Origin of the sequence: Mesotoga sp. UBA5825 (genome assembly GCF_002432955.1) — a bacterium.
Taxonomy (GTDB): Bacteria; Thermotogota; Thermotogae; order Petrotogales; family Kosmotogaceae; genus Mesotoga.
Window position 1 is genome coordinate 56,884 of sequence record NZ_DJHG01000011.1, and the last position, 22,863, is coordinate 79,746.

25 protein-coding genes are annotated in these 22,863 nt (G+C 47.5%); 21 read left to right on the plus strand and 4 right to left on the minus strand.

Annotated features, from left to right (window positions below):
* Window positions 1-2: 2 nt before the first annotated feature.
* The 3 genes from B3N33_RS00705 to murC are packed head-to-tail and all read left to right on the plus strand — an operon-like array spanning window position 3 to window position 3,509.
* Window positions 3-1,112, plus strand: coding sequence for an FtsW/RodA/SpoVE family cell cycle protein (locus B3N33_RS00705; RefSeq protein ID WP_292591814.1), 1,110 nt, complete (start codon window positions 3-5; stop codon window positions 1,110-1,112).
* Window positions 1,099-2,169, plus strand: coding sequence for a UDP-N-acetylglucosamine--N-acetylmuramyl-(pentapeptide) pyrophosphoryl-undecaprenol N-acetylglucosamine transferase (locus B3N33_RS00710; protein ID WP_214078582.1), 1,071 nt, complete (start codon window positions 1,099-1,101; stop codon window positions 2,167-2,169). The genes B3N33_RS00705 and B3N33_RS00710 overlap by 14 nt, the downstream gene beginning before the upstream one ends.
* Window positions 2,166-3,509 carry a UDP-N-acetylmuramate--L-alanine ligase gene (gene murC, locus B3N33_RS00715; RefSeq protein ID WP_214078581.1) on the plus strand — a complete coding sequence of 448 codons (1,344 nt, stop codon included), beginning with the start codon at window positions 2,166-2,168 and terminating at the stop codon, window positions 3,507-3,509. Before B3N33_RS00710 ends, murC begins: the two co-directional genes overlap by 4 nt.
* Here murC and B3N33_RS00720 read toward each other — a convergent pair.
* Both B3N33_RS00720 and B3N33_RS00725 read right to left on the minus strand, forming a co-directional pair.
* Complete coding sequence (locus tag B3N33_RS00720; RefSeq protein ID WP_214078580.1) at window positions 3,487-5,265, minus strand: radical SAM protein; 1,779 nt, start codon at window positions 5,263-5,265, stop codon at window positions 3,487-3,489. The two genes, murC and B3N33_RS00720, sit on opposite strands and share 23 nt — an antisense overlap.
* Complete coding sequence (locus tag B3N33_RS00725) at window positions 5,265-6,263, minus strand: M42 family metallopeptidase (protein ID WP_214059808.1); 999 nt, start codon at window positions 6,261-6,263, stop codon at window positions 5,265-5,267. Before B3N33_RS00725 ends, B3N33_RS00720 begins: the two co-directional genes overlap by 1 nt.
* A gap of 148 nt (window positions 6,264-6,411) precedes the next feature.
* On the opposite strand from B3N33_RS00725, the gene B3N33_RS00730 reads away from it, so the two are divergent.
* The 10 genes from B3N33_RS00730 (at window position 6,412) to B3N33_RS00775 (ending at window position 14,221) form a co-directional block, all read left to right on the plus strand.
* Window positions 6,412-8,094: an acyl-CoA mutase large subunit family protein gene (locus B3N33_RS00730; protein WP_414674167.1), complete on the plus strand. Its 1,683-nt coding sequence runs from the start codon at window positions 6,412-6,414 to the stop codon at window positions 8,092-8,094.
* Window positions 8,095-8,106: 12 nt separating this feature from the next.
* Window positions 8,107-8,502, plus strand: coding sequence for a cobalamin B12-binding domain-containing protein (locus B3N33_RS00735; RefSeq protein WP_099829190.1), 396 nt, complete (start codon window positions 8,107-8,109; stop codon window positions 8,500-8,502).
* Window positions 8,499-9,359, plus strand: coding sequence for a methylmalonyl Co-A mutase-associated GTPase MeaB (gene meaB / locus B3N33_RS00740; RefSeq protein WP_214059810.1), 861 nt, complete (start codon window positions 8,499-8,501; stop codon window positions 9,357-9,359). The genes B3N33_RS00735 and meaB overlap by 4 nt, the downstream gene beginning before the upstream one ends.
* 5 nt (window positions 9,360-9,364) lie before the next feature.
* Window positions 9,365-9,772 carry a methylmalonyl-CoA epimerase gene (gene mce / locus B3N33_RS00745; protein WP_214078579.1) on the plus strand — a complete coding sequence of 136 codons (408 nt, stop codon included), beginning with the start codon at window positions 9,365-9,367 and terminating at the stop codon, window positions 9,770-9,772.
* A 13-nt stretch (window positions 9,773-9,785) separates the two neighbouring features.
* Window positions 9,786-11,324, plus strand: coding sequence for an acyl-CoA carboxylase subunit beta (locus B3N33_RS00750; protein WP_214060170.1), 1,539 nt, complete (start codon window positions 9,786-9,788; stop codon window positions 11,322-11,324).
* 10 nt (window positions 11,325-11,334) lie between these two features.
* Window positions 11,335-11,685, plus strand: coding sequence for an OadG family protein (locus B3N33_RS00755; RefSeq protein ID WP_214060171.1), 351 nt, complete (start codon window positions 11,335-11,337; stop codon window positions 11,683-11,685).
* A complete protein-coding gene (locus B3N33_RS00760; RefSeq protein ID WP_214060172.1) occupies window positions 11,682-12,107 on the plus strand; it encodes a biotin/lipoyl-containing protein in 426 nt (141 codons plus the stop codon). The genes B3N33_RS00755 and B3N33_RS00760 overlap by 4 nt, the downstream gene beginning before the upstream one ends.
* Window positions 12,108-12,204: 97 nt before the next feature.
* Window positions 12,205-12,663, plus strand: coding sequence for a SprT-like domain-containing protein (locus B3N33_RS00765; RefSeq protein ID WP_099829196.1), 459 nt, complete (start codon window positions 12,205-12,207; stop codon window positions 12,661-12,663).
* A gap of 74 nt (window positions 12,664-12,737) precedes the next feature.
* Entirely contained in the window at window positions 12,738-12,977 is a 240-nt protein-coding gene (locus tag B3N33_RS00770; RefSeq protein ID WP_292591817.1) for a hypothetical protein, read from the plus strand.
* Window positions 12,974-14,221 (plus strand): DNA polymerase Y family protein, encoded by a 1,248-nt coding sequence (locus B3N33_RS00775; RefSeq protein ID WP_292591828.1) that lies wholly within the window; start codon window positions 12,974-12,976, stop codon window positions 14,219-14,221. The genes B3N33_RS00770 and B3N33_RS00775 overlap by 4 nt, the downstream gene beginning before the upstream one ends.
* Here B3N33_RS00775 and B3N33_RS00780 read toward each other — a convergent pair.
* Window positions 14,138-14,545 carry a methylglyoxal synthase gene (locus B3N33_RS00780; RefSeq protein WP_214060174.1) on the minus strand — a complete coding sequence of 136 codons (408 nt, stop codon included), beginning with the start codon at window positions 14,543-14,545 and terminating at the stop codon, window positions 14,138-14,140. The genes B3N33_RS00775 and B3N33_RS00780 overlap by 84 nt on opposite strands.
* A gap of 165 nt (window positions 14,546-14,710) precedes the next feature.
* On the opposite strand from B3N33_RS00780, the gene B3N33_RS00785 reads away from it, so the two are divergent.
* Window positions 14,711-14,965: a hypothetical protein gene (locus B3N33_RS00785; RefSeq protein WP_292591819.1), complete on the plus strand. Its 255-nt coding sequence runs from the start codon at window positions 14,711-14,713 to the stop codon at window positions 14,963-14,965.
* On the opposite strand, the gene B3N33_RS00790 is transcribed toward B3N33_RS00785, so the two are convergent.
* A complete protein-coding gene (locus B3N33_RS00790) occupies window positions 14,956-15,672 on the minus strand; it encodes a hypothetical protein (RefSeq protein ID WP_214078577.1) in 717 nt (238 codons plus the stop codon). The genes B3N33_RS00785 and B3N33_RS00790 overlap by 10 nt on opposite strands.
* A gap of 77 nt (window positions 15,673-15,749) precedes the next feature.
* On the opposite strand from B3N33_RS00790, the gene B3N33_RS00795 reads away from it, so the two are divergent.
* The 7 genes from B3N33_RS00795 (at window position 15,750) to infB (ending at window position 22,726) form a co-directional block, all read left to right on the plus strand.
* On the plus strand, window positions 15,750-17,264 hold the full coding sequence (locus tag B3N33_RS00795) for an NAD(P)H-hydrate dehydratase (RefSeq protein ID WP_292591821.1): 1,515 nt from the start codon (window positions 15,750-15,752) through the stop codon (window positions 17,262-17,264).
* Window positions 17,248-18,438 carry an RNA polymerase subunit sigma-54 gene (locus B3N33_RS00800; RefSeq protein ID WP_214078575.1) on the plus strand — a complete coding sequence of 397 codons (1,191 nt, stop codon included), beginning with the start codon at window positions 17,248-17,250 and terminating at the stop codon, window positions 18,436-18,438. Before B3N33_RS00795 ends, B3N33_RS00800 begins: the two co-directional genes overlap by 17 nt.
* Window positions 18,435-19,082, plus strand: coding sequence for a thiamine diphosphokinase (locus B3N33_RS00805; protein WP_214078574.1), 648 nt, complete (start codon window positions 18,435-18,437; stop codon window positions 19,080-19,082). The genes B3N33_RS00800 and B3N33_RS00805 overlap by 4 nt, the downstream gene beginning before the upstream one ends.
* A 32-nt stretch (window positions 19,083-19,114) precedes the next feature.
* The gene (yfcE, locus tag B3N33_RS00810; protein WP_292588766.1) at window positions 19,115-19,600 is read left to right on the plus strand and encodes a phosphodiesterase; all 486 of its coding nucleotides are present in this window, start codon (window positions 19,115-19,117) and stop codon (window positions 19,598-19,600) included.
* 64 nt (window positions 19,601-19,664) lie between these two features.
* On the plus strand, window positions 19,665-20,273 hold the full coding sequence (locus tag B3N33_RS00815) for an MBL fold metallo-hydrolase (RefSeq protein ID WP_292591824.1): 609 nt from the start codon (window positions 19,665-19,667) through the stop codon (window positions 20,271-20,273).
* A gap of 38 nt (window positions 20,274-20,311) precedes the next feature.
* Window positions 20,312-20,638, plus strand: coding sequence for a L7Ae/L30e/S12e/Gadd45 family ribosomal protein (locus B3N33_RS00820; RefSeq protein WP_103134448.1), 327 nt, complete (start codon window positions 20,312-20,314; stop codon window positions 20,636-20,638).
* Between the two features lie 3 nt (window positions 20,639-20,641).
* Window positions 20,642-22,726 (plus strand): translation initiation factor IF-2, encoded by a 2,085-nt coding sequence (gene infB, locus B3N33_RS00830; protein ID WP_349682148.1) that lies wholly within the window; start codon window positions 20,642-20,644, stop codon window positions 22,724-22,726.
* The last annotated feature ends 137 nt before the right edge of the window (window positions 22,727-22,863 follow it).

Consider the following 22,863-nt stretch of genomic DNA (forward strand, 5'->3'; position numbering starts at 1 on the left):
TCATGAAGAGAACTTATCTGTTACTGGCACTGTATAGTAGCGTCTTTATTATCTTTGGATTTGTGTTCATTTACAGTGCCGGAATAAGTATGGAGGCAAGACATCCGGGAGTGACTGCTTCGGAGTTCCTTGAGAGGCAGCTGATAGCTTTTGCAATAGGTCTGGCCGGCGCGGTGATAATCATCTACATGAAAGGCTCCTGGCATTTTAAGAGGGCCTTCACGGTTTATTACCCGCTTACACTTATACTGCTTGTCGCAGTTCTCTTCTTTCCCGATAGGGGCGGCTCAAACAGGTGGATAGAAATCGGAAGTTTCTCGCTTCAAATTTCGGAATTTTCGAAGATCTCCTTGCTGATAGTTCTAGCTAGATACTTCGGAGGGTTGAAGAAAAGGAACTTGGTGACGACGTTCTTGATTCCGCTGGGAATCCTTGCGCCAATCGCTATGCTCGTGTTTATAGAACCCGACCTCTCCACAACTGGGATACTGGTTGCGATCACTCTTGTTATGATGATAATCGGAGGAATAAAGCTGCGCTATATTGCGCTTGCGTTGATCTTTGTGGTTATACTGGTGCTTGTTCTCTACAGCGGAGGGTTTATAGAGGATTATCAGATTCAAAGAATAACCTCTTTCCTTAGTTCGATTACCGGTGAGGAACATGAGCAGGTCTCATATTCGCTGATGGCGATTTCATCCGGGGGCCTCACCGGAAAAGGGTTGGGAATGGGGCTTGTCAAGTATTACCTGCCGGTTAGCTACTCCGACTTCATATTCGCCGTCATTGGAGAGGAACTTGGCCTGTTAGGTCTTCTCTTGCTGATGTTCGCATATGTGGGGTTCATAAGGGAATTAATAGTTGCTGGCTTGAAGGGCTCCACTGCTCTCGAGGGGAAGCTTTACATAGTTGGGTTTGCACTATACGTGATGATTCAGGCTACAATCAATATTGCAGTCAATCTCGGACTCTTTCCTCCAACAGGTGTCACGCTTCCATTCGTTAGCGCGGGCGGTTCCTCGATAATGTCTCTGATGATAGGATACGGTCTTGTCTTCTCTATACTAATAGAGTCTAACGAAGAAAGGGAAAGAGAAGATGAAGAAGCTTAGGGTAGCTTTCTGCGGGGGAGGCACTGGCGGCCACTACTATCCCGCCGTTGCCATTTTGCATGAGCTTAGCAAATCTAGAGAGCTCGATCTGCTGTATTTCACAGTCTCAGGAAAGATCGACGACAGGAACGTCGAACAGGACTTCCCCGGGGCTAAGAGAGTACCTCTTAGGCTGACAGGCCTGAGAAGGCCACTCTACAATCCGGCAAATGCCGGAATACTTTTCTCCCACTTCAATACTGAACGCTACGTGAAGAGGCAGCTAAGCGAATTCTCTCCTGAATTTCTTTTCTCAACGGGAGGCTATGTATCCTACCCAGTTGTGAAGGCCGCTCATCAACTTGAGATACCGGTTTTTATTCACGAACAAAACTCCGTAGTCGGAATCGCAAACAAGAGGCTAGCCAAGTACGCAAGGCTCTTCTTCATCTCTTTTGAGGAAAGCAGGCAGGCTCTTGATATTCCCCAAGAGAAGATCGTGTCTTCGGGAAACCCGGTAAGGGAAGCAAGAGCCTCGAGAAGCGAAGTCTTCAAGAAATTCAGTCTTTCAGAGAAAAGTCCACTCATTGTCGTATTAGGTGGAAGTCTTGGATCAGAGACCATAAACAAGGTATTTGAGGAGCTTTACTGTGGAATGAGAGAGAGAAAGAAGGAATTGTCCTTTGTTCACTCGACAGGTAACGATGAGACGGCTTTCTCACTACGAAGATTTCCATTTGTACGTCCTTACGCTTATATAGAGAACCTTACAGATGTAATAGCCTGTGCGGATCTTGTCGTGTCAAGAGGTGGGGCAACCACTATCGCAGAGCTACAGTATTTCGGAAGAAAGGGTATAATTATTCCGTGGCCCGGCGCATCTGAAAATCACCAGTTTCATAACGCGCTCTCTCTGGAAAGAGTTGGACTGGGTTATGTTATACTGGAAGAGAAATTGACCTCCGCAGCTTTGGGCATTGCAATAGACGAAATGTTGCAAAAGGAAATCAGTTACAAACCTCCAAGAAGACCAGTTGAGATTGTGTTGGATAATATACTCCGGGAGGAATCGATTTGAAATATCACTTTATTGGCATTGGCGGAATTGGCATGAGCGCTCTGGCAATGCACTTAGCATCTGAGGGTAACCAGGTTAACGGATCGAACTATGAAGAGAATGAAAGAGTAGATTACCTTCGGTCGAAGGGCGTGAGTGTTTTCATTGGTCATTCCTATGAAAACCTTGAAAGTCCTGATATCGTTGTAAGAACAACGGCTATAAAACAGGGCAATCCGGAACTGGTCAAGGCGATTTCGAAGAGTATTCCAACAATATATCGAATGGAGCTGCTTAAAAGCCTTCTTTCAAGAAACACCTCTCTCTGCGTAACGGGAACCGACGGGAAGACTACCACTACCGCTATGGTATCCAAAATACTTGTCGACTCGGGAAGGGACCCCACCGTCTTTTTGGGGGGAATCAACCCTCTCTTGAACGATGGGAACTACAGAAAAGGAAATGGTATTACAGTTACTGAGCTAGACGAAAGCGATGGCTTCTTTGCTTCCTTCAAGCCGGACTATGCGATTATCACCAACGTTCGGGGCGACCATCTCGAACACTATGATAATTCATTTGACAATCTCAAAAGCCACTTCAGATACTTTTCCAGAGGTGTCCGTAAGTTGCTCGTGACAAATGCCGATGACCCCGTCTCCGAAAGGATATTCAAGGGAAGTCTCACTTTCGGGAGAGACAGAGGGCATTATCGCTTTTCGGATAGGATAACAGGAATAATGAATCAGACTTTCAGATGCTGGAAAGGCGATACTGATCTCGGCATTTTCAAACTGATGATCCCGGGCGAGTACAACGCTTACAACGCCACAGCAGCCGTTGCCCTAACTCATGAAATGGGAGTCCCAATTGAGTCGATCCGAAGCTCTGTAGAGTCTTACAGATCTGTCGACAGAAGGTTCACATTCAGAGGTCTCGATGATTTCAGGAACCTTTTTTTCTTTGACGACTACGCACATACTCCAGATGAAATAAGCAGCACAATTAGAGGTGCTCGAGAATTCTTCCCCGGGAAGAACGTTGTCGTCGTCTTCCAACCTCATAGATACTCCAGACTGGTCAGAGAAAACGGTCGTTTCGCAATGTCACTCAAGGAGGCTAGTGAAGTCTGTGTTTACAAGCTCTACGAAGCTTATGAGAAGGGGGAGTATGCGATAGATGAGACCGAAGTTCTGAAGGGTCTCAGCAGCTACGGAGTTCCGGCGGTCCATGCGGTAAACTACACCGAGATACTCGAATGGCTAGAAAAGAAGAGAGACGCAGTAGTACTCTTCCTTGGAGCGGGCGACATCACAGAGGCATCAAAAATGAGCGCTCTCAAACTCTGTGAAGCACATTAGCAACGTTTAGGGTTTGGCAAACGGCACAACCGGTACAATGTGCCCATCTGCAATCGTCTGTAGTTTCTCCTCTCAGTGCTTTCTCGAATTCATCAATGAGAAACTGTTTCGAAATACCAACTGAAATGTGTTCCCAGGGAAGATCCTCTTCAAGGGTGAATCCTTTCATATAACTTTCAACATCTATTCCAGCATCTGCAAAGGCCTGCTGCCACAATGAGGCATCGAACTCTTCATTCCATTCATCGAAGATTGCTCCCGATCTGTAAGCCCTAAATACTGCTTCACCGACCTTTCTGTCTCCTCTGCTGAGAACTCCCTCGACCGTACTGCTGGAAGGATCATGGCTGCTGAACTGGATTCCTCTTCCGGAAACCCTTCTGAGAATACGAAGTTTTCTCTCTGCTTCCTCTCCGTTTATCTGTTTAGAGAACTGGAACGGAGTATGTGGCTTTGGAATAAAGATAGCCGCAGAAACTGAGACCTCTCTGAAACCGACCGCTTTAACACGTCTCGCGAGCCTAACAATCTCCTGTAAATCTTCATCTGTTTCTGTGGGAAGCCCTATCATGAAATACAGCTTCACTCTCTGCCAGCCGCTGTCTTTTGCCGCTTTCACTGCAGACATAAGATCGTCTTCCGAAACGTTCTTGTTAATCACGTTTCTCAGTCTTTGAGAACCGGCTTCGGGGGCGAAAGTCAAACCCGTCTTCCTTATCGAAGCAATCTTTGAAGCTATCTCAACTCCAAAGGAGTCTATCCTGGTGCTGGGCAAGGAAAGTGCAACTCTCTCGGGTTCGAGCAAAGGAAGAACCTCTTCTGTCAGAACATCGATCGAGGAGTAATCCATAGTGGACAACGAGAGAAAAGAAACTTCTTCATAACCTGTAGCTCCCAGGACTCTCTCCACAGATTTTTTGAGTTCCTCTACAGCTCGCTCTCTGACAGGTCTATAGATCATACCTGCCTGGCAGAATCTACAGCCCCGATTACAGCCTCGCATTACCTCCATAACAGCCCTGTCGTGTACAGTTTTCATATAAGGGACGATGGGCTTGCCGTCAATCTCATAGCTGGATAGGTCGGAAATCACGGCCTTGACTACCTCTTTCTTCCCCAGCGAGGGAACATAGACCCCCTCAATCTCAGACAGAATTCTGAGGAGCTCTCCCCTTCTCGCCGATATAAGCAAGTCGATATTCTCCTTCACTGCCTTGCAGACAACAGGAGTTACGGCCTCTCCGTCTCCAATAACAAAGGCATCGAAGTAGTCTGCCATTGGCTCGGGGTTTGTCGAACACGGTCCGCCTCCAAGTACTATCGGCTCGATCGTTCTCTCTTTCTGAAGAACGGGAATACCTGCAAGATCTAGAAGAGCGAGGACGTTGGTGTAACCGAGTTCATATTGAAGAGTCAGACCGAGTATATCGAAATCTGAAGCCGGGGTATAAGTCTCTAGAGAGTACAGAGGAACTCCTGCGCTCCTCATCTGGTCGATCATGTCTTTCCATGGAAGGTAAGTTCTCTCCGCAAGAAAACCCTCGATTTCGTTGAGCTCCTTATATAATATCTTAAGCCCCAAGTGAGACATTCCAACTTCGTATGTATCTGGAAAAGCAAGAAGGATTCTCAGCCTGCCTTCGGGATTCTTCACTACGCGATTGAGCTCCTTGCCGATATACCGGCTTGGTTTTCCGACTCTGTGGAGGACTCCTGAGGAAACGAGCCACTTCCTGATAGACTCAGAACCGATCATCAGACTGTGAGCTCTGTGGAAAGAAGAAACATCAATCTCAGTAGATTGTCGTAATCCTCGATCGAAATGTACTCCGTCTCTGAATGTAAGTACCTAACGGCAAGCGCCAGGGGAACCATTTTGATTCCCTTCTGCTGGAAGGGAATCCCATCGGTGCCGCCTCCGGTTACCCCGACCTGGAGAGGTATCTCCTTCTCCTTCGCAAATTCCATCAAACGCTTTCCGAGACCGTAATCTCCCAGAGAGGAGGTGTCAGACATCCTGAGTACGGCCCCGTTCCCCGGTCTTACATTACCCGTAAGTCTTGAACAGCAGGCAAAGGAATCAACGGGAAAGAATAGGTTGGGCCTCAAGCGTTCTGAAAGGGCTCTAGATCCAATCAACCCAATCTCTTCCTGAACAGTCCAGGCAAGCACTATCCTTCTATTTAGGTTAACCTCAGAAAGCATATCTAACAGATCGAGGAGAGCAAGACAACCGGATCTATCGTCCAAAGACCTTACGGATACGTACTTGTCGTTGAGAATAGAGATCTGTTTTCTGAAAACGGCATAGTCGAGTACTTCTATTCCTAGATTCTCGGTTTCCTCTTTTGATGAGGTTCCCACATCTATCACGAGACTCTGCCAGGAAAGGTCTGGCTTCTCCCGAAGGTGTGGAGGCGTCATCCCGATTACACCATCTATCGACTCACCTGAAGATGTTATCACGTCCAGGTGTCTGCCGACGAGAAGTTCGTCTGCTATCCCACCGATCTTCTTGAAGTTGAGAGTCCCATCGTCATTAACGCCGGTCACAAGCAGGCCTATCTCATCCATGTGGGCGGCAAAAGCGATAATCGTATCCCCGCTGCCGACCTCAACAATTACGTTCCCGAGATCGTCGATCGAAGTCTCCACACCTTCGGGAATCATCTCGATTATCTTGGCTCGAATCATCTCTTCTCGTCCGGTCATGCCGGGAACAAAAACAACGTCCGTCAATCTATCTAAATTCATGAAGCCACCTCCTCACCAATTATAGCCTAAGGCCGTGAGTATAGGAAGTTTGACTCACAAAGACGTTCAGGACGGTTATAATCGTAAATGGTAGCGTTTGACTGCAAACGATAATTGATCTATCTTCAAGTCAACATATACGGACTTCATGAATGGAGGAGATTTTGTGAGCAATTGCGAGAGACTTCAGAAACTCAAAGACGAGTGGCAGAAGAAGAAAGTGATGCCTCTTCTCAAGAAATTCCCCGAAAGGAAGAAGGAGTTCAGGACTTCCTTCGATCAGAAGGTTGAGATTCTGTACACACCACCTGAGAAGGAAGAATACGAAGAGAAGGTTGGTTTTCCTGGTCAATATCCTTTCACCCGGGGAGTTCAGCCGACGATGTATCGGGGCCGTCTATGGACGATGAGACAGTATGCAGGGTTTGGGACTGCCGAAGAATCCAACAGAAGGTACAGATACCTCCTATCTCAGGGACAGACAGGGCTTTCCGTTGCCTTCGACCTCCCCACCCAAATCGGCTACGACTCGGATGATCCGATGTCCGAAGGAGAGGTCGGAAGGGTTGGAGTTGCGATAGATTCCCTGGAGGATATGGAGACGCTGTTTGATGGAATCCCCCTCGAAAAGGTCAGCACATCCATGACAATAAACTCCACCGCTGCGATTCTCCTTGCGATGTACATAGCCGTGGGCGAAAAACAGGGTGTCGAAGCCTCGAAGCTTACCGGCACGATCCAGAACGACATTCTGAAGGAGTACATAGCAAGAGGAACTTATATTTTTCCGCCCGATTCATCTATGAGACTTATTACAGATATCTTTGAGTACTGCTCCAAGAACCTCCCAGATTTCAACACAATAAGCATCAGCGGGTACCACATAAGAGAGGCCGGAGCAAATTCCGTTCAGGAGATCGCTTTCACTCTTGCTGACGGAATAGCATACGTTCAGGCAGCAACAGAGGCCGGCCTTGACCCCAACGTTTTTGGGAAGAGACTCTCGTTCTTCTTCAACTCCCACAACGGTTTCCTCGAAGAGATAGCCAAGTTCAGAGCCGCAAGAAGACTGTGGGCTAAGATAATGAAAGAGAGGTTCGGCGTGACTGATGAAAAGGCAATGATGCTGAGATTCCATACTCAGACCGGTGGTTCGACGCTTACGGCGCAGCAACCAATGAATAACATAGTAAGGGTCGCATTTCAAGCTCTGGCTGCTGTACTTGGAGGAACACAGTCGCTTCACACGAACTCTTTTGATGAAGCTCTTGGCCTTCCAACGGAGGATTCAGTCACTATCGCCTTGAGAACACAGCAAATAATCGCCGCTGAAACAGGTGTTACGGACACAGTCGATCCATTGGGTGGAGCTTACTTCATTGAAGAGCTTACAAACACAATGGAAGAGAAGGCTCTTGACTACATTCAGAAGATCGACGATCTGGGGGGAATGGTCGAGGCCGTCAGAGCGGGCTTTGTGCAGAAGGAAATCCTCGACAGCGCCTACAGATATCAGGTTGCGATCGAAAACAAGGATCACATTGTTGTAGGTCTTAATGAATTTGCCGCCGATGAGGAACAAGAGAGAGACATCTTGAGACTTGACCCGGCTATAGAAGACCTGCAAAGAAAGAAACTCGAGGAGCTGAGAAAGAAGCGGGATGGCGGCGAAGTCCGGAACCATCTTGAGAAACTCAAGAAAGCAGCTCAGGGAAGCGATAACCTCATGCCCATAATAATCGATGCGGTAAGAGCATATGCAACTCTGGGAGAAATCGCAAACGCTCTTAGAGAAATCTTCGGTGAATACACCGAAGCCGTGATTCTTTAGAGAGAGGTGAACATGATGAACAAGATAAAGGTACTCGTTGCAAAGCCGGGGCTTGACGGACATGACAGGGGAGCAAAAGTAGTCGCCATGGCACTCAGGGATGCGGGAATGGAAGTCATCTACACAGGCCTTAGACAGTCTCCCGAATCCGTAGTAAAAGCTGCCTTGCAGGAAGACGTCGACGTAATTGGACTGTCTATACTTTCCGGGGCCCATATGAGAATTTGCAGAAAGGTGCTGGAGCTTATGAAAGGAGCCGGAATCGGGGACAAACCTCTCTTTGTTGGAGGCATAATACCATCGGAAGATGCCGAAGAGCTTAGAAGGGCGGGAATTCTTGAAGTGTTTGGGCCAGGGACCTCTCTGAAATCGATAATCGAGAAGATAGAGGAAACGGTTAAGAAATGAAATCGATGGAACCGGCTAAGATTGACCAGCTAAGTGTCTCAAAATCTTTGAGCTTAATTGAAAACAATACACATTCAGCGAGGGAGATGATTGGGGAGCTGCCCGAACGCGACTACTGCGTGATAGGCATAACTGGAAGTCCGGGGGCCGGCAAGTCTTCTCTCACCGACCATCTTGTGTGCATTAGTGCCGAGGAAAAGGCCACTGCCGTTATCGCCATCGATCCGTCTAGCCCATTCACCGGTGGTGCCTTTCTTGGTGACAGAATCAGAATGAGACGGGCTACCGAGGATCCAAGGATCTTTGTGAGATCAATGGCCAGTCGAGGAAATGTCGGTGGGCTTAGTCCTTCTATTTACAACACAGTCGAATTTCTGGGCAGGAGCGGGTACGATCGGATCTACGTTGAAACAGTCGGAGCAGGCCAATCGGAAACCGATATAGCAAACCTTGCCGACATAGTCCTTCTGGTTCTTGCTCCTGGCCTAGGGGACGACGTTCAGACCATGAAAGCCGGTATTATGGAAATTGGCGACATATTTGTCATTAACAAGAGCGACCTCCAGGGAGCCGAACAACTTGCCTCCAGAACAAAAGCTATTCTCGAACTTTCTGGAAAGCGATTGCCAGTTCTGAAAACCGACTCGATTAAGGGCAGTGGCCTGAAGGAACTCTTCAAAAAGATAGAGGAGGTGCTGGCCGACTTCGCGAACTCCGGAAGACTGTCAGCAAGGCGAAACAAGCGTAACCTTTACAATAACTTGAACAGCGCGTACCAGATAATAAAGGAACACTACGCCGAAAATGATAAACTTGAAGAACTAATAAGGTATCTTCTTGAGAATATTGGGAGGTAATCAGATTGAAATCCGAAAGGATAGACCACATTGGCATAGTCGTTAAATCGGTCGAAGAGAGGCTTTCCGTTTACAGAGATCTTCTGAAACTCGAAGTCGCTGGTATCGAAGAGCTTCCTGAGCGAGGGCTGAAGGTTGCCTTCATAAAGGTTGGCGACACAAGGATCGAACTTCTGGAACCGCTATCTGAGAATAGTCAGATATCCAAGTTCCTGGAAAGCAGAGGAGAAGGCATTCACCACATCGCCTTCCGTGTTGACGATGTTAAAGCCGCAATTGAAGAGGCTGTTTCACTGGAACTCAAACCTCTCTCAAGAGAGCCTGAGTCGGGAGCCGGTGGAACAAAGATAGTCTTCCTCCACCCAAAGAGCACAGGAGGAGTTCTGATGGAACTCGTTGAGGGACATCACTGAGGGGGTGATAGATATGGCCGGTAGACTTGAAGAGTTTTTCGAGAAGAACGATAAGATTATCCTTGGCGGCGGTCAAGAAAAGATCGAAAAACAGCATAAGGCGGGCAAGCTCAGTGCAAGAGAGAGAATAGATATTCTCTGCGATGAAGGTAGCTTCGAGGAATTCGACCGATTTGTAAGGCACAGGGCAACGAGTTTCGGACTCGCAGATAAGGAGTTCCCAGCAGATGGAGTTGTTACTGGAATCGGAACGGTAAACGGGAGAAAGATCGCAATCTTCTCTCAAGACTTCACCGTGCAGGGCGGCTCTCTGGGGGAGATGCATGCAAAGAAGATCATGAAGGTTCAGGATATGGCCATGAAACTCGGCATCCCAATCGTTGGGATAAATGACTCCGGTGGAGCGAGAATTCAGGAAGGTGTTGATTCACTATTCGGTTACGGAGGGATCTTCCACAGAAACACTCTTTCTTCGGGGGTCATTCCGCAGATAACCGTCGTCTGTGGACCGTGCGCAGGAGGAGCAGTGTACTCACCTGCGATAACAGACTTCATAGTAATGACGGACAAGAGCTCCCAGATGTTTATCACAGGTCCTCAGGTGATCAAGGCAGTAACCGGCGAGGATACTTCGATGGAGGAATTGGGAGGAGCTCTGGTGCACAACACCAAGAGCGGAAACGCTCACTTCCTGGCCTCAGACGATGAGAAAGCGATGCTGCTAGTCAAGACGTTGCTGGATTATCTTCCTCAGAACAACGCCGAAGAGCCGTCAAAAACTGAGTCGATTCCTGGCAACCCTATTGAAGAACTCCGGGATATCGTCCCCGAAAACCCAAAGCAGTCATATGACGTGAAAAGGGTGATCTCACTCGCTGTAGACGAAGGCCGGTTCCTTGAAGTGCACGAGCAGTACGCTAAGAACATGGTAATTGGATTTGCGAGAATCGGTGGCAGGTCTGTGGGAGTAGTGGCGAATCAACCGTCTGTCTTTGCAGGCTCTTTAGACATAAACGCCTCCGACAAAGCTGCCAGATTCATAAGATTCCTGGATGCCTTCAACATTCCGATAATAACCTTCGTGGACACGCCGGGATTTCTCCCCGGAGTCTCTCAGGAGCATGGCGGGATAATCCGTCACGGGGCGAAACTACTCTACTCCTACAGCGAGGCGTCCGTTCCCAAGATCACATTGATCCTGAGGAAGGCCTATGGCGGAGCTTACATAGCCATGGGAAGTCAGCATCTTGGGGCCGACATCGTCTACGCCTGGCCTGGAGCTGAAATTGCGGTCATGGGGCCAGAGGGCGCAGCGAATATCATCTTCAAGAGAGAAATCAACGCTTCAGAACAGCCGGAAAAGACTCGACAGGAGAAGATTGCCGAGTACAAGGAGAAATTTGCAAATCCCTTTGTGGCAGCCGGGAGAGGCTATATCGAATCAGTAATTGATCCGGCCGTCACCAGAATCGAGATAATAAAAGCTTTGGAAACGCTGGATACAAAAGTCGAAGGAAGACCGTCAAAGAAACACGGTAATATACCGCTATGAGGTGTGTTTGATGGAGCAATATGTTCAGATTACCATAATAGGCATAGGAATCGTATTCCTGGCGCTGGCAATGCTTTATGTGATTTTCAACATTCTTGGTCGTCTGCTATCGAAGGAACAGACCAGCGTAGTGAAGGCCCTCGTTCCAAAACCAGTCCCTACAAATATATCCGGAGGGCCGGAGAAACAAGACGGCGATGAAGGAGAAGTCATCGCCGCAATAACTGCAGCAGTAACTTCATTCATGGGTCATAGCAACTTCAAAGTCAGAAGCGTTGCCTCCGTTCCCGTTGCGGCAGCTTCGCTTTGGAAACGCCGTGAACCAACCGTCTACTGGAAAGTGAGGAGGAGCAGGAATTGAGAAGATTCATAGTGAAAGTTAACGGCAAAGAATATAACGTCGAGATTGAAGAGCTTTCTTCTGTAAACGATTCTGGTTCGGGCGGAGCAATTCAGGAACCCGACACACGCCAAAAGGTCGAATCTGCAACTCGGCCCAGGCAGGAAGCGAGAGTCGAGGAAGCTCCGAAACCGGTCGGGCCAGTCAAAGAATCCAGTGGATCGGGAGATGAAATCAATATACTGTCGCCGATGTCGGGAACGATCATCGAGGTACTCGTTTCGACAGGAGATTCTGTCTCTCCAGGGCAGAAAGTAGTAATTCTCGAAGCAATGAAAATGGAGAACAGCATACTTTCAGAGAACTCTGGTACTGTCAAAGAAGTGAGGGTCAGAAAGGGAGATAACATAGACGCAGGCGAAATAATGATAGTTCTTGCATAGGGGCGGTGATCATCGCTCCTATGTCTTTATTTAACATCGTCTTCCGCAGCTTAGCTCTTGATTTTCTCCACAATCGACGGGATTGAAAGGAGACAGAGTGGATTCAGCAAATAGGAATCTGGCAACCAAGGCTAGAGAACTCTCTTTGAAGGCTTTCGGGGTCTTTCCAGACATTCCCTTTTCCTTCAACTCCAGATTGAAGAGAATTCTCGGGAGGCTAGTTTACTCGAGGAATCGGGGAACGCTTACTCCACTAAGGATTGAGATTTCTTCTTCTATCTCGGAAAATGAAGAGCTTCTCAAAAAGACCCTGTTGCACGAGTTGTCGCACTTCTACCTGATGACAAACGATAGGGATTTCTCACACGGTTCACCGGAATTCAAGAAACTGGCTGAAGAGCTGGATTTCGATATCGTAGCCGAGTACGAGGGTCTTCCAGTACACAGATGGGTGTGTTCCGTTTGTAAGAAGACAGTTGCCCTCTCCTTCAACCGCAGAGAGAAAAAAGGTCTATCTTCCTGCTGTAAAGCCCCGATAGAACTTCAGGAAAAATAATCGAATAAACACTTGCCTTTCTAGAAATTCATCTGTTATAATAATTTATACCTAATATCTAAGTGGTGATATTTATGAAAGCCTATAAGAAGCTCACGAAGGTGCTTGTATACTTTCACGGAGATTATTTTGTACCAGTAAGGTTCAGTTACGATGGTATAAAAATAATTGTAAATGCCGTTACCTCCTTCTGGGTGGAGGCCGTGGGGACTCAGAAAATCTATCATTTCTCAGTAATGACCACACTTGGAGCTTACAATCTTGAATTTGACGAAGATGCGAAGAAATGGTACAGCTATCTTCTTGGAGGGTGATTGCTTTGAAAGGAATTCCTTACGTATCGCACATAGATATGGACGCGTTTTTCGCAAGCATTGAGCAGGCGGCAAATCCGACTCTTAAAGGTAAACCGATCGCCGTAACAGGGATTGGAAAGCGGCATTCCGTTGTGACTTCGGCGAGTTACGAGGCAAAGAGACAGGGTGTGAGATCGGGTATGGCCTTTTTCGAAGCCCTGAAGCTCTGTCCCGATCTTATAGCCGTAGGAGTGCAGTCAAAGAAGTACGGTTATATATCGAAAGAGATAATGAAAATGATGACCTCTGTATCACCCAGAGTTATGGTTGCGAGCGTAGACGAGGCTTACATAGATCTCAGCTTTCACACTAAACTGGAGGAGTCGATTAACAGATTCATTTCCTTTAAGAGAGATTTGAAGGAGAGATTCGGAATAACCGCCTCGGTTGGAATCTCGGTAAATCCGATCATATCTAAAATCGCCAGTGATTACTCCAAGCCAAACGGATTCGTAGTGGTCAAAGACGGCATGGAAAGAGAGTTCCTGAATGAGATACCCGTAAAGGACGTTCCGGGAATCGGAAAGCACACGTTGATAAAGCTCGAATCCATGGGATACAAAATGACAGGTGAGCTTTTGGAAGGGTTGGAAAAGTCTCCCATGGATCTGTACACGATGTTTGGAAATGCCTTCATGGGATTTCTGCAAAGCCTTACTAAAAACCGGTTTTCAAGGAAGGAGTTTTTCAAAGAAGAGAGACCGAAGTCCGTGGGTCATTCTATGACGCTATCGGGTGATATTAATGATTTCGATCTTATCGTGAGAGTAACAAACTTTCTGTCGGCAAGGGTAATCTACAGACTTGGAAGATACAAGATGGAAAGCTCAGGGGTCAGCCTGTTCCTAAGATATGCTGACAGGAGTTCAAAGGCTCTTTCAAAGAGGCTGAACTTCACGATATCCTCGATCAAAGACATGACGGAGATCACCCCGTGGCTTATTAGTTCAATCTGGAACGGAACGGCCGTCAGAGCTATCGGAATATCCTGTTGGGCCCTTAGTGAAAAGAAAAATCAAAGACAGTTATCCCTATTTGAAAAGGAAAGAGAACTGCTCGAAACCGTGCTGGAAATAGAGAGGAAATTCGGAGAATACTCGATATTTCCGGGAAATATACTATTCCTCCCCGATATCAGAAAGCTTGAGAAACCTTCTGATCTCCATTACCAGGGCTTCTGCCGTCGCGAGGTTAGTTGCTAACGGTTTGTTATGAACATCACACACTCTTAGAAGGGCGCTCACATCCGGCTCATGGGGTTGTGCGGTAAGCGGGTCTCTTAAAAAGATGACGAAGTCTATCTCGTCATTGGCGATGAGAGCGCCTATCTGGAGGTCACCACCCAGCGGGCCGGACTTGAATGAAGTGAGCTCCAATTTGACTTTCTCCCTGAGGATGTTGCCCGTCGTACTCGTTGCAAAAATGTTACACTTCTTGAATACATCCAGGTGTTCCCTGACAAACATTATTAGGTCGATCTTCTTCTTGTCGTGAGCTATCAATGCTACTCGTGGTTTTTTACTCATGGCTACCTCCGTTTTTCAACAAGAAGATGATAACATATTCCGCCCATTGAAACTCCTGGCGGCTAGCTGAGGTGAATTGATCTGTCCCTTTCATTCAACGAGATAACAATATACGGACAAGCCACTACGGACCCGGAATCGACTGTGCGGGGCGGATTCTTCAAGGTGAGGATATGCGTATACAGGAGTGGGGGAGAAACCGAAGAAATCCTTGACATTCATTTCGATGAAAGAGAATCGAAAAGGGCATTCGCGGAAATCTACAGAGGCTGCTATCTGCTTATCAGGGGCGAAATAAGAGTTACAAAGAGCCTTCACGTAAGACTCAGGGACTTTACCGTGACGACAAGACCCTACGACAGAGATCTCGATATCGACATACCGAGAATACTGACACGGATCAAGAGCGATTACTTCTGAAAAGTCTCGTAATACTTGCCTCTAAGATCGGTGAAGATAGATCTGTCCACCGCGGTCTTGAATTCGTCAACCTCCAAGAGAAGATACTCGTCACCGACTCTATCGGTTATCTTCACATACTCAATCTTCGGGAAGTAACCCTCTCTCCTCAAAAAGGAGACGTGAATATGCATGAGATTAGGGAGATAGCCCCCTCCGCTGAGAAGTCCGAGCAACCTTAATCTCTGTTCGGACGGATCGATCATGTAAACTCGTCTTTCTTCTTCCGTTATAACACTCCAGGTGAAGTTGGAAGACTGGAGAAGACCTTCGAAGAACTGGTCGAGAAGGCTGCTCATCAGATTAGTCTGATAACTTGATCTGTATTGCTTCCAAGCCTCTTCCCTGACGACACTAAAAGTCACTTCTTCCCTTGAAAGATATACAAGAGCTATCTGGCTCAACTCTTCCGGCTCGAAAAACTCTATATAGAGATCTTCGCCACCCGCTATGATAAGCCTTACCTTCATTTCGAGATCAGTATACCCATTATCGGGAGACTCGGTATCTACCAGATGAAAATGCACCTTCAAAAGCGTATCTATGTCACCAGAATCCACAACCTGCTGGATGAAGAGAGTAAGATCATCGTAGGCGCCGTCCGAAGCAAAGCACAATGCTCCGGCCAGTAGACAAAACAGCATAATTGCAATCGCAGAAAGTTTCATCTTACTCACCTCTTCGCGAGATTATAACATGCGAGGAATTCGAAAAAAATGATAAGATCTGATTGAGGGGTGATGATTTGAAGGTAGCATTTCCCGCTCAGATGAGGGAGATCGATCAAAGGATAATAGATAAGGGAGTACCTTCACTGCTTCTGATGGAGGAGGCGGCCCGCAGCGTTTACGAGGAGATTGCAGACCTCAATATCCGCAAAGCCGCGATTCTGTGTGGAGGTGGCAACAACGGCGGTGACGGCTATGCAGCGGCCAGGCTAATGCATGCCGCAGGCATCGACGTGACGGTTGTTCAGTGCTATGCTCCTACAACAGATGACTGTAAGACAAACGCTACAATATACGTCTCTCTTGGAGGCAAAGGTGTAAAGCTCGAAGAAGAGTCGATCGTTGGCGACTTGCTTGCCGGATCCGATATGGTGGTCGATGCGATTTTTGGAACGGGCTTTCACGGTAGTCTTGAGGAGAAGATTCTTTCTCTCTTCGAGTACGTTAATCGTCTCGATGCTTACAGACTGGCTGTTGACATCCCTTCGGGAGTCTCCGGTTACAACGGTAGCGTGTCCAGAAACTGTTTCAAAGCTGATAAGACAGTGACCTTCGGTCTAGCGAAAACAGGTCATTTTCTCTATCCGGGGCGCGAATTTTGCGGTAAGGTTGTTGTAAGCAGCGCCGGCTTCCACAGAAGCATTATGGATTCTCTCGCCGATTCAGAAGTTATAGACGATGAGATGGCTTCAGAACTTCTTCCGGAGAGAGCTCGCAACAGCTACAAGGGAAGCTACGGCTCTGTTCTTGTTATTGGAGGAAGCGAAGTCTACACAGGGGCGCCATTCTTGGCAGCCATAGGAGCCTTCCGGTCGGGTTGCGGGCTTGTATACACGTACACTCCTAAAGGCTCTGCAAACGTTATCCGAAACAACTTGCCTGAGGCGATTGCCATGATAAGCAGCGGAGATACTCTCGTCCCAAGAGATGTCGATTACCTTTCAGAAGCTATCGATAAGATTGACAGTATCGTGCTCGGTCCCGGCATTGGAAGAAGTGAAGGGAGCATCGAGTTCGTATTGAAGTTCCTGAAATCCTTCCCGGAGAAGAAATTTGTTGTGGATGCTGATGCGCTGTTTGCACTCGTGAATGATCTCTCGATCTTGGGTCGATCTCGAAATGTACTCATTACTCCTCATATCGGAGAGTTTGCTCGCTTGAATGAAGGAAGAACAGATCTTGCTTCCTTCATTGAGTTCTGTTCACGCCTAAGTATGAACGCCATCCTTAAGGGAGCTTCATCTGTCTTTTGCAATGAGAATGGAAGGATAATTATCAACACGGCCGGGAGCACGGCTCTCGCAAAAGCCGGGAGCGGTGATTTGCTGGCAGGAACTATCGCTGGATTTGCTGCGCAGACAGGCGATCTGGAACGCTCCGGCGTTCTCGGTATGTACTTGATGGGAAGAGCGGCCGAACTGTCAGATCTCTGCGAACCGTGCAACTCGGCATCAAAGATCTCTGAATCTTACTCGCTCGTATTTGAGCATTTGAGAAAGATGGAGAGAAGGCTTCATGGAACTCGGCCATAACATATCGCAACGTTTGGAGCAGAAGCTTGGCCTTTCGCTCAAGGCTCAGCAGGCTCTCAAACTCCTTCAGCTCAATTCACTGGAAATCTCTGCTGAGCTTGAAGAGATCGTGCAAGCAAATCCTCTTCTGGAAATGAAAAGAGAGGATTACGAGCTTATTGAAGACATAGGTGATTCCGAAAAAGAACCTGAGGATGAAGAGAATACGGATGGAGGCGACTTTTACTCGCTTCCTGCAAGCAACTCAATATATATGAAATCCGAGAGCACCGATCGAGACGGTTGGGACTTTGACAGAATCGAGACCCAGCAACCGACCTTCAAAGAGATTCTGAGAGATTTCGGCTTCTATATCCTGGACGATGACCAGTTCTGTCTCTTCGAAGTATTGCTCGACAATATGGACGACCTCGGCATGCTAACAGCAGAACTGAAAGAGATTGCCGACCTGAACAATTGCTCTATAGAAGAACTTTCAGCAGTAATTTTGATAATGAGGGATTCAGGCTTTGACGGCGTCTTCGCTTCCAGTCTGAAAGAACTCGAAGCTCTCATAGGTCCCGGTCTCTTCCCGTCTTCGGGATACAGCGACGGCGCATTTGTCAGATACGTGGAGCCTGATCTTTACATTGAATTTCTGGATGAGAAGTTCATAGTTACCGTTAGAGACTACTCACTCGTCCTGAATGTAGACCCATCATACGAGGAGATTCTTCAGTACGGCGAGAAGATTGCTAGAAAATACATAGAAGAGAAACTTGAGGAGGCGAAGTTCTACATAACTGCCCTCGAAAGGAGAAAGGCCACCCTTATCACAATAGGCAATGAAATAGTGATGAGAAACGCACCCTTCCTCTTGAAAACGAGCGACAAGATCAGGCCCCTGAAGATGAATGTGATTGCTGACAAGATAGGGGTTGTGGTCTCTACAATTAGTCGCGCCGTGAAGGATAAGTTTGTCCAGACACCGGTAGGAACCTTCCCGATAAGGTATTTTTTCGGTAATGTACAAGAGAAGGAACAAGCACTGGAAGTGATTGCGGAGATCGTGAAAGAGGACCCCGGAATTTCCGATTCACAGCTTGTGGTTGAGCTGAAGAATAGGGACATCTGCATTGCAAGAAGAACTGTAAACAAATATAGAAACCAGCTGGGATTAGGAAAAACGAAATGATAACAAAAGCTGTGTTGTTTGTCGGTGGGCAGTACATTTCTTCAACAGAATTCTACTTGAGGAAGCTACATGAGACTCCTTTTGTAGCAGCGGCAGATTCGGGTGCCGAGACGTTGAAGCGCCTCGGAATTCATCCTCACCTTCTTGTGGGCGACATGGATTCTGTAAGCGAAAGCACTCTTTCCTGGTGCAGAAGTGAAGGTTCCCTTGTCTTGATATACCCGCCTGAAAAAGATGATACAGATACTCAGATCGCGCTTCAGGCCCTTGAAGAACGGGGCATAGCGGAGGTGGAGATCTTCGGCGCCACAGGTCTGCGCCTCGATCACTTCATGGGTACTCTTGCTTCGATCTACGGTGCGCGGAACTCCTTGAAAGCAACAATAGTGGAGGATAGTGTAGAGATCGGAATGGTATCCAAAGAGCTTATCTCCTCAGTAGAACTAGGCGAGACCTGGTCTCTGTTCCCCTTCGGAGGACAGCCGACCATGATCAGTATAAAGGGCTTCAAATACCCTTTGAGAGATGCATTTCTTGAGTACGGGAACCCGCTTGGAGTTTCAAACGAGACAATAGAAAGAGAAGTGCGGATTCTCTGCAAAGGAGGTACCGCCCTATACTTCAGATGGTTGAAAGAGCGATAGTAATATCCGACACGCATGGTTCGTTGACGAGAGTGAAGAAAGTACTTACTGAAGTGGACGAAAACACTCTCGTTATTCACTGCGGGGACTATCTCTATCACGGGCCGAGAAACCCTCTGCCAGAAGGCTACGATCCCATGGCGCTTGCCGATTTTCTAGGGAAATTGTCCAACAGAATCATTGGAGTTAGGGGAAACTGCGATAGCGAAATTGATCTATCGCTGGTCGGTCAGGAAGATGCTCCAAGCGCCCGTTCTCTGTTGATAAACGATCTCGAACTATTCGTAACGCACGGTCACAAGAACTACTGCTTTCCCAACGATCGCGGTTTGGTGATATCCGGTCACACTCACATCTCGCGACTCTCGAGCAATGATGGCCTGATCTTCCTCAATCCCGGCAGTCCCTCACTACCCAAGGATGAAACGGGAGGTTCATACGGAATAATCGATTTCAGAAAGCAAACTGTGTCTCTCAAGAATCTCGAAGGTCTGGAGCTTCTCGTGTTACCCTTCTAGGAGCGCGAATCTTCCCTAAACATGTTACTGAACCCATGATATAATAAATATCTGGGTGATGAATATGGTTTTGAGATGGCATGGACATTCGTGTTTTTCGCTTGAGTGCGATGGAAAGACTCTTCTAATCGATCCCTTCGATGAGGGAGTCGGTTATGATATGCCCGCGGTGAAGCCGGACATTATTCTGGAATCCCATCAGCACCATGATCATAACGCGCATGATCGATTCCAACCCGGATATGTTCTAGTCAACACGCCAGACAGCAGAAACGCATATGGCTTTGCAATAACGGGTCATTCGGTTTTTCACGATGACGTTCAGGGCAAGAAACGCGGCAAGAACATCGTTTTTGAAGTCACAACTCCGGATGGGTTCAGGGTCGTTCATTGCGGAGACCTCGGCCACAGATTGGATTCGAAAATGATCGAGGCGTTGAAGAATCCAGATGTTCTCCTAGTACCTGTTGGCGGTGTCTACACAATCGATGGTGGATTGGCACGAGAACTGACGAGAGACCTCGCTCCGTTCTGTGTAATTCCTATGCATTTTAAGACAGAAGACCTGACTTTCGAGCTGGGAAAGGTCGAAGAGTTCCTTGCAGGCGATCCCTTCGAACAACTCGACGAACTAAGACTTGAAGAAAAGGCCGACGTGGGAACTAGANNCTAGAATAGTCGTCCTCAGATATCATTGATCGAGGGCATAATATGGATGAAAAGAGAGTTCTATCTCTCCTAGGAATAGGCAGAAGAGCAAACAAGGTTGTGTTTGGTAAAGAGCAACTTAGGGGTTATTTGAGGCAGCCGTTAAGAAGAAAGTTTCTCATTCTGGCTTGCGATACCAGCGATTCGATAAAGGAAGACTGGGTTAAGAGATGCAAGAGCCACGGGGCAAGCTGTATTCTTCTCAAAGAACACGACCGCATCGCTCTGGGAAAGGCCATCGGCAAAGACAACATCTCTGCAGTGGCAGTTGCCGATGATGGCCTTGCAGAGGAAATCTCAAAGATAATGACACAGGCGGGAGGTGACTGAGCTATGCCAAAAGCCAGAGTGTACGAACTTGCTAAGAGACTTAACATAACGGCAAGAGAGCTGTTGGATGAACTTGAGGAGCTCGGTGTTACCGTCAAGAACCATATGTCCGTTCTTGACGAGGAGACCGTTAATATCATCGTTGGTCTCTATGAGGAAGAAAAGAAGGAGATCTTAAGGAAGGTCGAAAAGGCAAAGAATAAGATTCAGGAGAAAGAAGTAAAGAATCTTGAGAAGAAATTGGTCTCGAAAGAGGAGCCGGCGACCGAGAAAAAAATTCCGGTTGAGCATAAAGTAAGAACGATCAAGCTGAAGAGCAACGAATTCAAGCTCGACATACTCGCCAAGAAGATGAACGTTCAGATCTCCAAGGTGATAAAGGATCAGTTCATGAACGGGATAATACTTCGCCCCGGCCAGATTATCTCGCTTGAAGACGCGGTAAAAATTGCCAAGAATTACGAATGGGAAGTGGAGCTGGTTCATGAAGAAGAGATGAATCCCTTTGAGAGCATCTCGAGTTCTTACGCGGAATCTTACAAAGAAAGCTCAAGACTGGTTCAGAGGCCCCCGGTCGTCACGGTTATGGGGCACGTTGACCATGGGAAGACTACGCTTCTCGACAGAATTAGAAAGGCCAAGGTCGCCGAAGACGAAATCGGAGGCATTACCCAGACCATAGGTGCTTACCAGGTCGAGATAAGAAACAAGAAGATCACGTTCATTGATACGCCCGGGCACGAGGCATTCACCGAAATGAGAGCGCGCGGAGCTCAGGCAACGGATATCGTAGTTCTTGTTGTAGCGGCCGACGACGGTGTTATGCCGCAGACTATAGAGGCTTACAACCACGCGAAGACAGCAAATGTGCCCATAATTGTCGCGATAAACAAGATAGACAAACCAAACGCAAACATAGACCTTACTAAGCAACAGCTCGCCTCGAAGCTGGGCCTCGTTCCTGAAGACTGGGGCGGGGACACTGTAACAGTTCCTGTATCTGCGAAAACAGGCAAGGGCGTTGAGGATGTTCTTGAGATGATCCTTCTTGTAGCCGAAGTAGCAGATGTGAAGTGCATTCCCGAAGGAAACGCAAGAGGAATCATTATTGACTCAAGATTGGACAAGGCCGTAGGTCCCCTGGCAACTCTCATTGTAAAAGACGGGATTTTAAGACCTGGCGACTACGTTGTTGCCGGTTCTGCCTCAGGCAGAGTGAAGGCACTGATTAACGAATACGGGAAGCGAATCAAAGAAGCCCATCCTTCAGATCCTGTGCAGATTATTGGCTTCGACGAGGTTCCCGATGTCCACAGCATTGTGTACGCGGTTGAAAGCCTTGATACTTCAAGATCGCTTGCCGAATACGCAAAGAATCAGGCTCAGAAAGAAAAATCCGTTACCACCAGGCACCATATCAGGCTTGAAGAATTCCTCTCAACGACTGGCAGCACTGACGAGAAGAAGGATCTCAATGTGATACTGAAAGCCGATTCCTTCGGTACAGTCGAGGCTCTGAAGCAGGCCTTGGCCAAGCTAGAGAATAACGACGTCAGGATTGAGGTCGTCCATTCTGGTATCGGCTCTGTAAACTCGAGTGACGTAATGCTGGCATCTGCCTCCGATGCCGTAATAATGGGCTTCAAAGTTAAACCCGATGCCCAGGCAAGAAAACAGGCAGAAGTTGAGGGCGTACAGATCAAAGTTTATGAGATCATCTTTAACTTGATAGACGACCTCAAGAAAGCCCTTGAGGGTCTCCTAGAACCCGAGGAAGTCGATGAAGTGATCGGCCATGGACACATAAAGCAGTTGTTCAGAATCAATAAAGTTGGAACTATAGCCGGTGTTCAGGTGGACGATGGACACGTGCTTAAGAAAGGCAGGATGAGAGTATACAGAAAGAACGAGGAAATCGCAGACGTAGCGATCGAAGTGCTCAAGCATTACAAAGACGATGCGAGCAGGGTAGATGCCCCAAAGGAGTGCGGAATAAAGGCACTCGGCTTTGATGACTTCCAGGAAGAAGATCAACTAGAGTTTCACAGCAAGAAGAGCGTAAAGAGAACAATAGATTTCACCGAATAGGTCCCTGATAGATGAATGAGGTCCCTTAACGGGGCCTTTTTTTTTGGAGAAAACGAGGTTCGAAGTGTGCCAAAACAGACTACGTTCGCCGTCGAACGGTTCTCCGAGGAAAACGTTATTCGTTCCAGAGCGAGGAT

Bases quoted from the DNA above. Each gene is read 5' to 3' on its own strand.
- B3N33_RS00705 (WP_292591814.1), top strand. From the start codon at position 3: ATGAAGAGAACTTATCTGTTACTGGCACTGTATAGTAGCGTCTTTATT.
- B3N33_RS00710 (WP_214078582.1), top strand. From the start codon at position 1,099: ATGAAGAAGCTTAGGGTAGCTTTCTGCGGGGGAGGCACTGGCGGCCAC.
- B3N33_RS00720 (WP_214078580.1), bottom strand. From the start codon at position 5,265: ATGATCGGTTCTGAGTCTATCAGGAAGTGGCTCGTTTCCTCAGGAGTC.
- B3N33_RS00725 (WP_214059808.1), bottom strand. From the start codon at position 6,263: ATGAATTTAGATAGATTGACGGACGTTGTTTTTGTTCCCGGCATGACC.
- B3N33_RS00730 (WP_414674167.1), top strand. From the start codon at position 6,412: ATGAATGGAGGAGATTTTGTGAGCAATTGCGAGAGACTTCAGAAACTC.
- B3N33_RS00735 (WP_099829190.1), top strand. From the start codon at position 8,107: ATGATGAACAAGATAAAGGTACTCGTTGCAAAGCCGGGGCTTGACGGA.
- meaB (WP_214059810.1), top strand. From the start codon at position 8,499: ATGAAATCGATGGAACCGGCTAAGATTGACCAGCTAAGTGTCTCAAAA.
- B3N33_RS00750 (WP_214060170.1), top strand. From the start codon at position 9,786: ATGGCCGGTAGACTTGAAGAGTTTTTCGAGAAGAACGATAAGATTATC.
- B3N33_RS00755 (WP_214060171.1), top strand. From the start codon at position 11,335: ATGGAGCAATATGTTCAGATTACCATAATAGGCATAGGAATCGTATTC.
- B3N33_RS00770 (WP_292591817.1), top strand. From the start codon at position 12,738: ATGAAAGCCTATAAGAAGCTCACGAAGGTGCTTGTATACTTTCACGGA.
- B3N33_RS00780 (WP_214060174.1), bottom strand. From the start codon at position 14,545: ATGAGTAAAAAACCACGAGTAGCATTGATAGCTCACGACAAGAAGAAG.
- B3N33_RS00790 (WP_214078577.1), bottom strand. From the start codon at position 15,672: ATGAAACTTTCTGCGATTGCAATTATGCTGTTTTGTCTACTGGCCGGA.
- B3N33_RS00800 (WP_214078575.1), top strand. From the start codon at position 17,248: ATGGAACTCGGCCATAACATATCGCAACGTTTGGAGCAGAAGCTTGGC.
- B3N33_RS00805 (WP_214078574.1), top strand. From the start codon at position 18,435: ATGATAACAAAAGCTGTGTTGTTTGTCGGTGGGCAGTACATTTCTTCA.
- B3N33_RS00820 (WP_103134448.1), top strand. From the start codon at position 20,312: ATGGATGAAAAGAGAGTTCTATCTCTCCTAGGAATAGGCAGAAGAGCA.
- infB (WP_349682148.1), top strand. From the start codon at position 20,642: ATGCCAAAAGCCAGAGTGTACGAACTTGCTAAGAGACTTAACATAACG.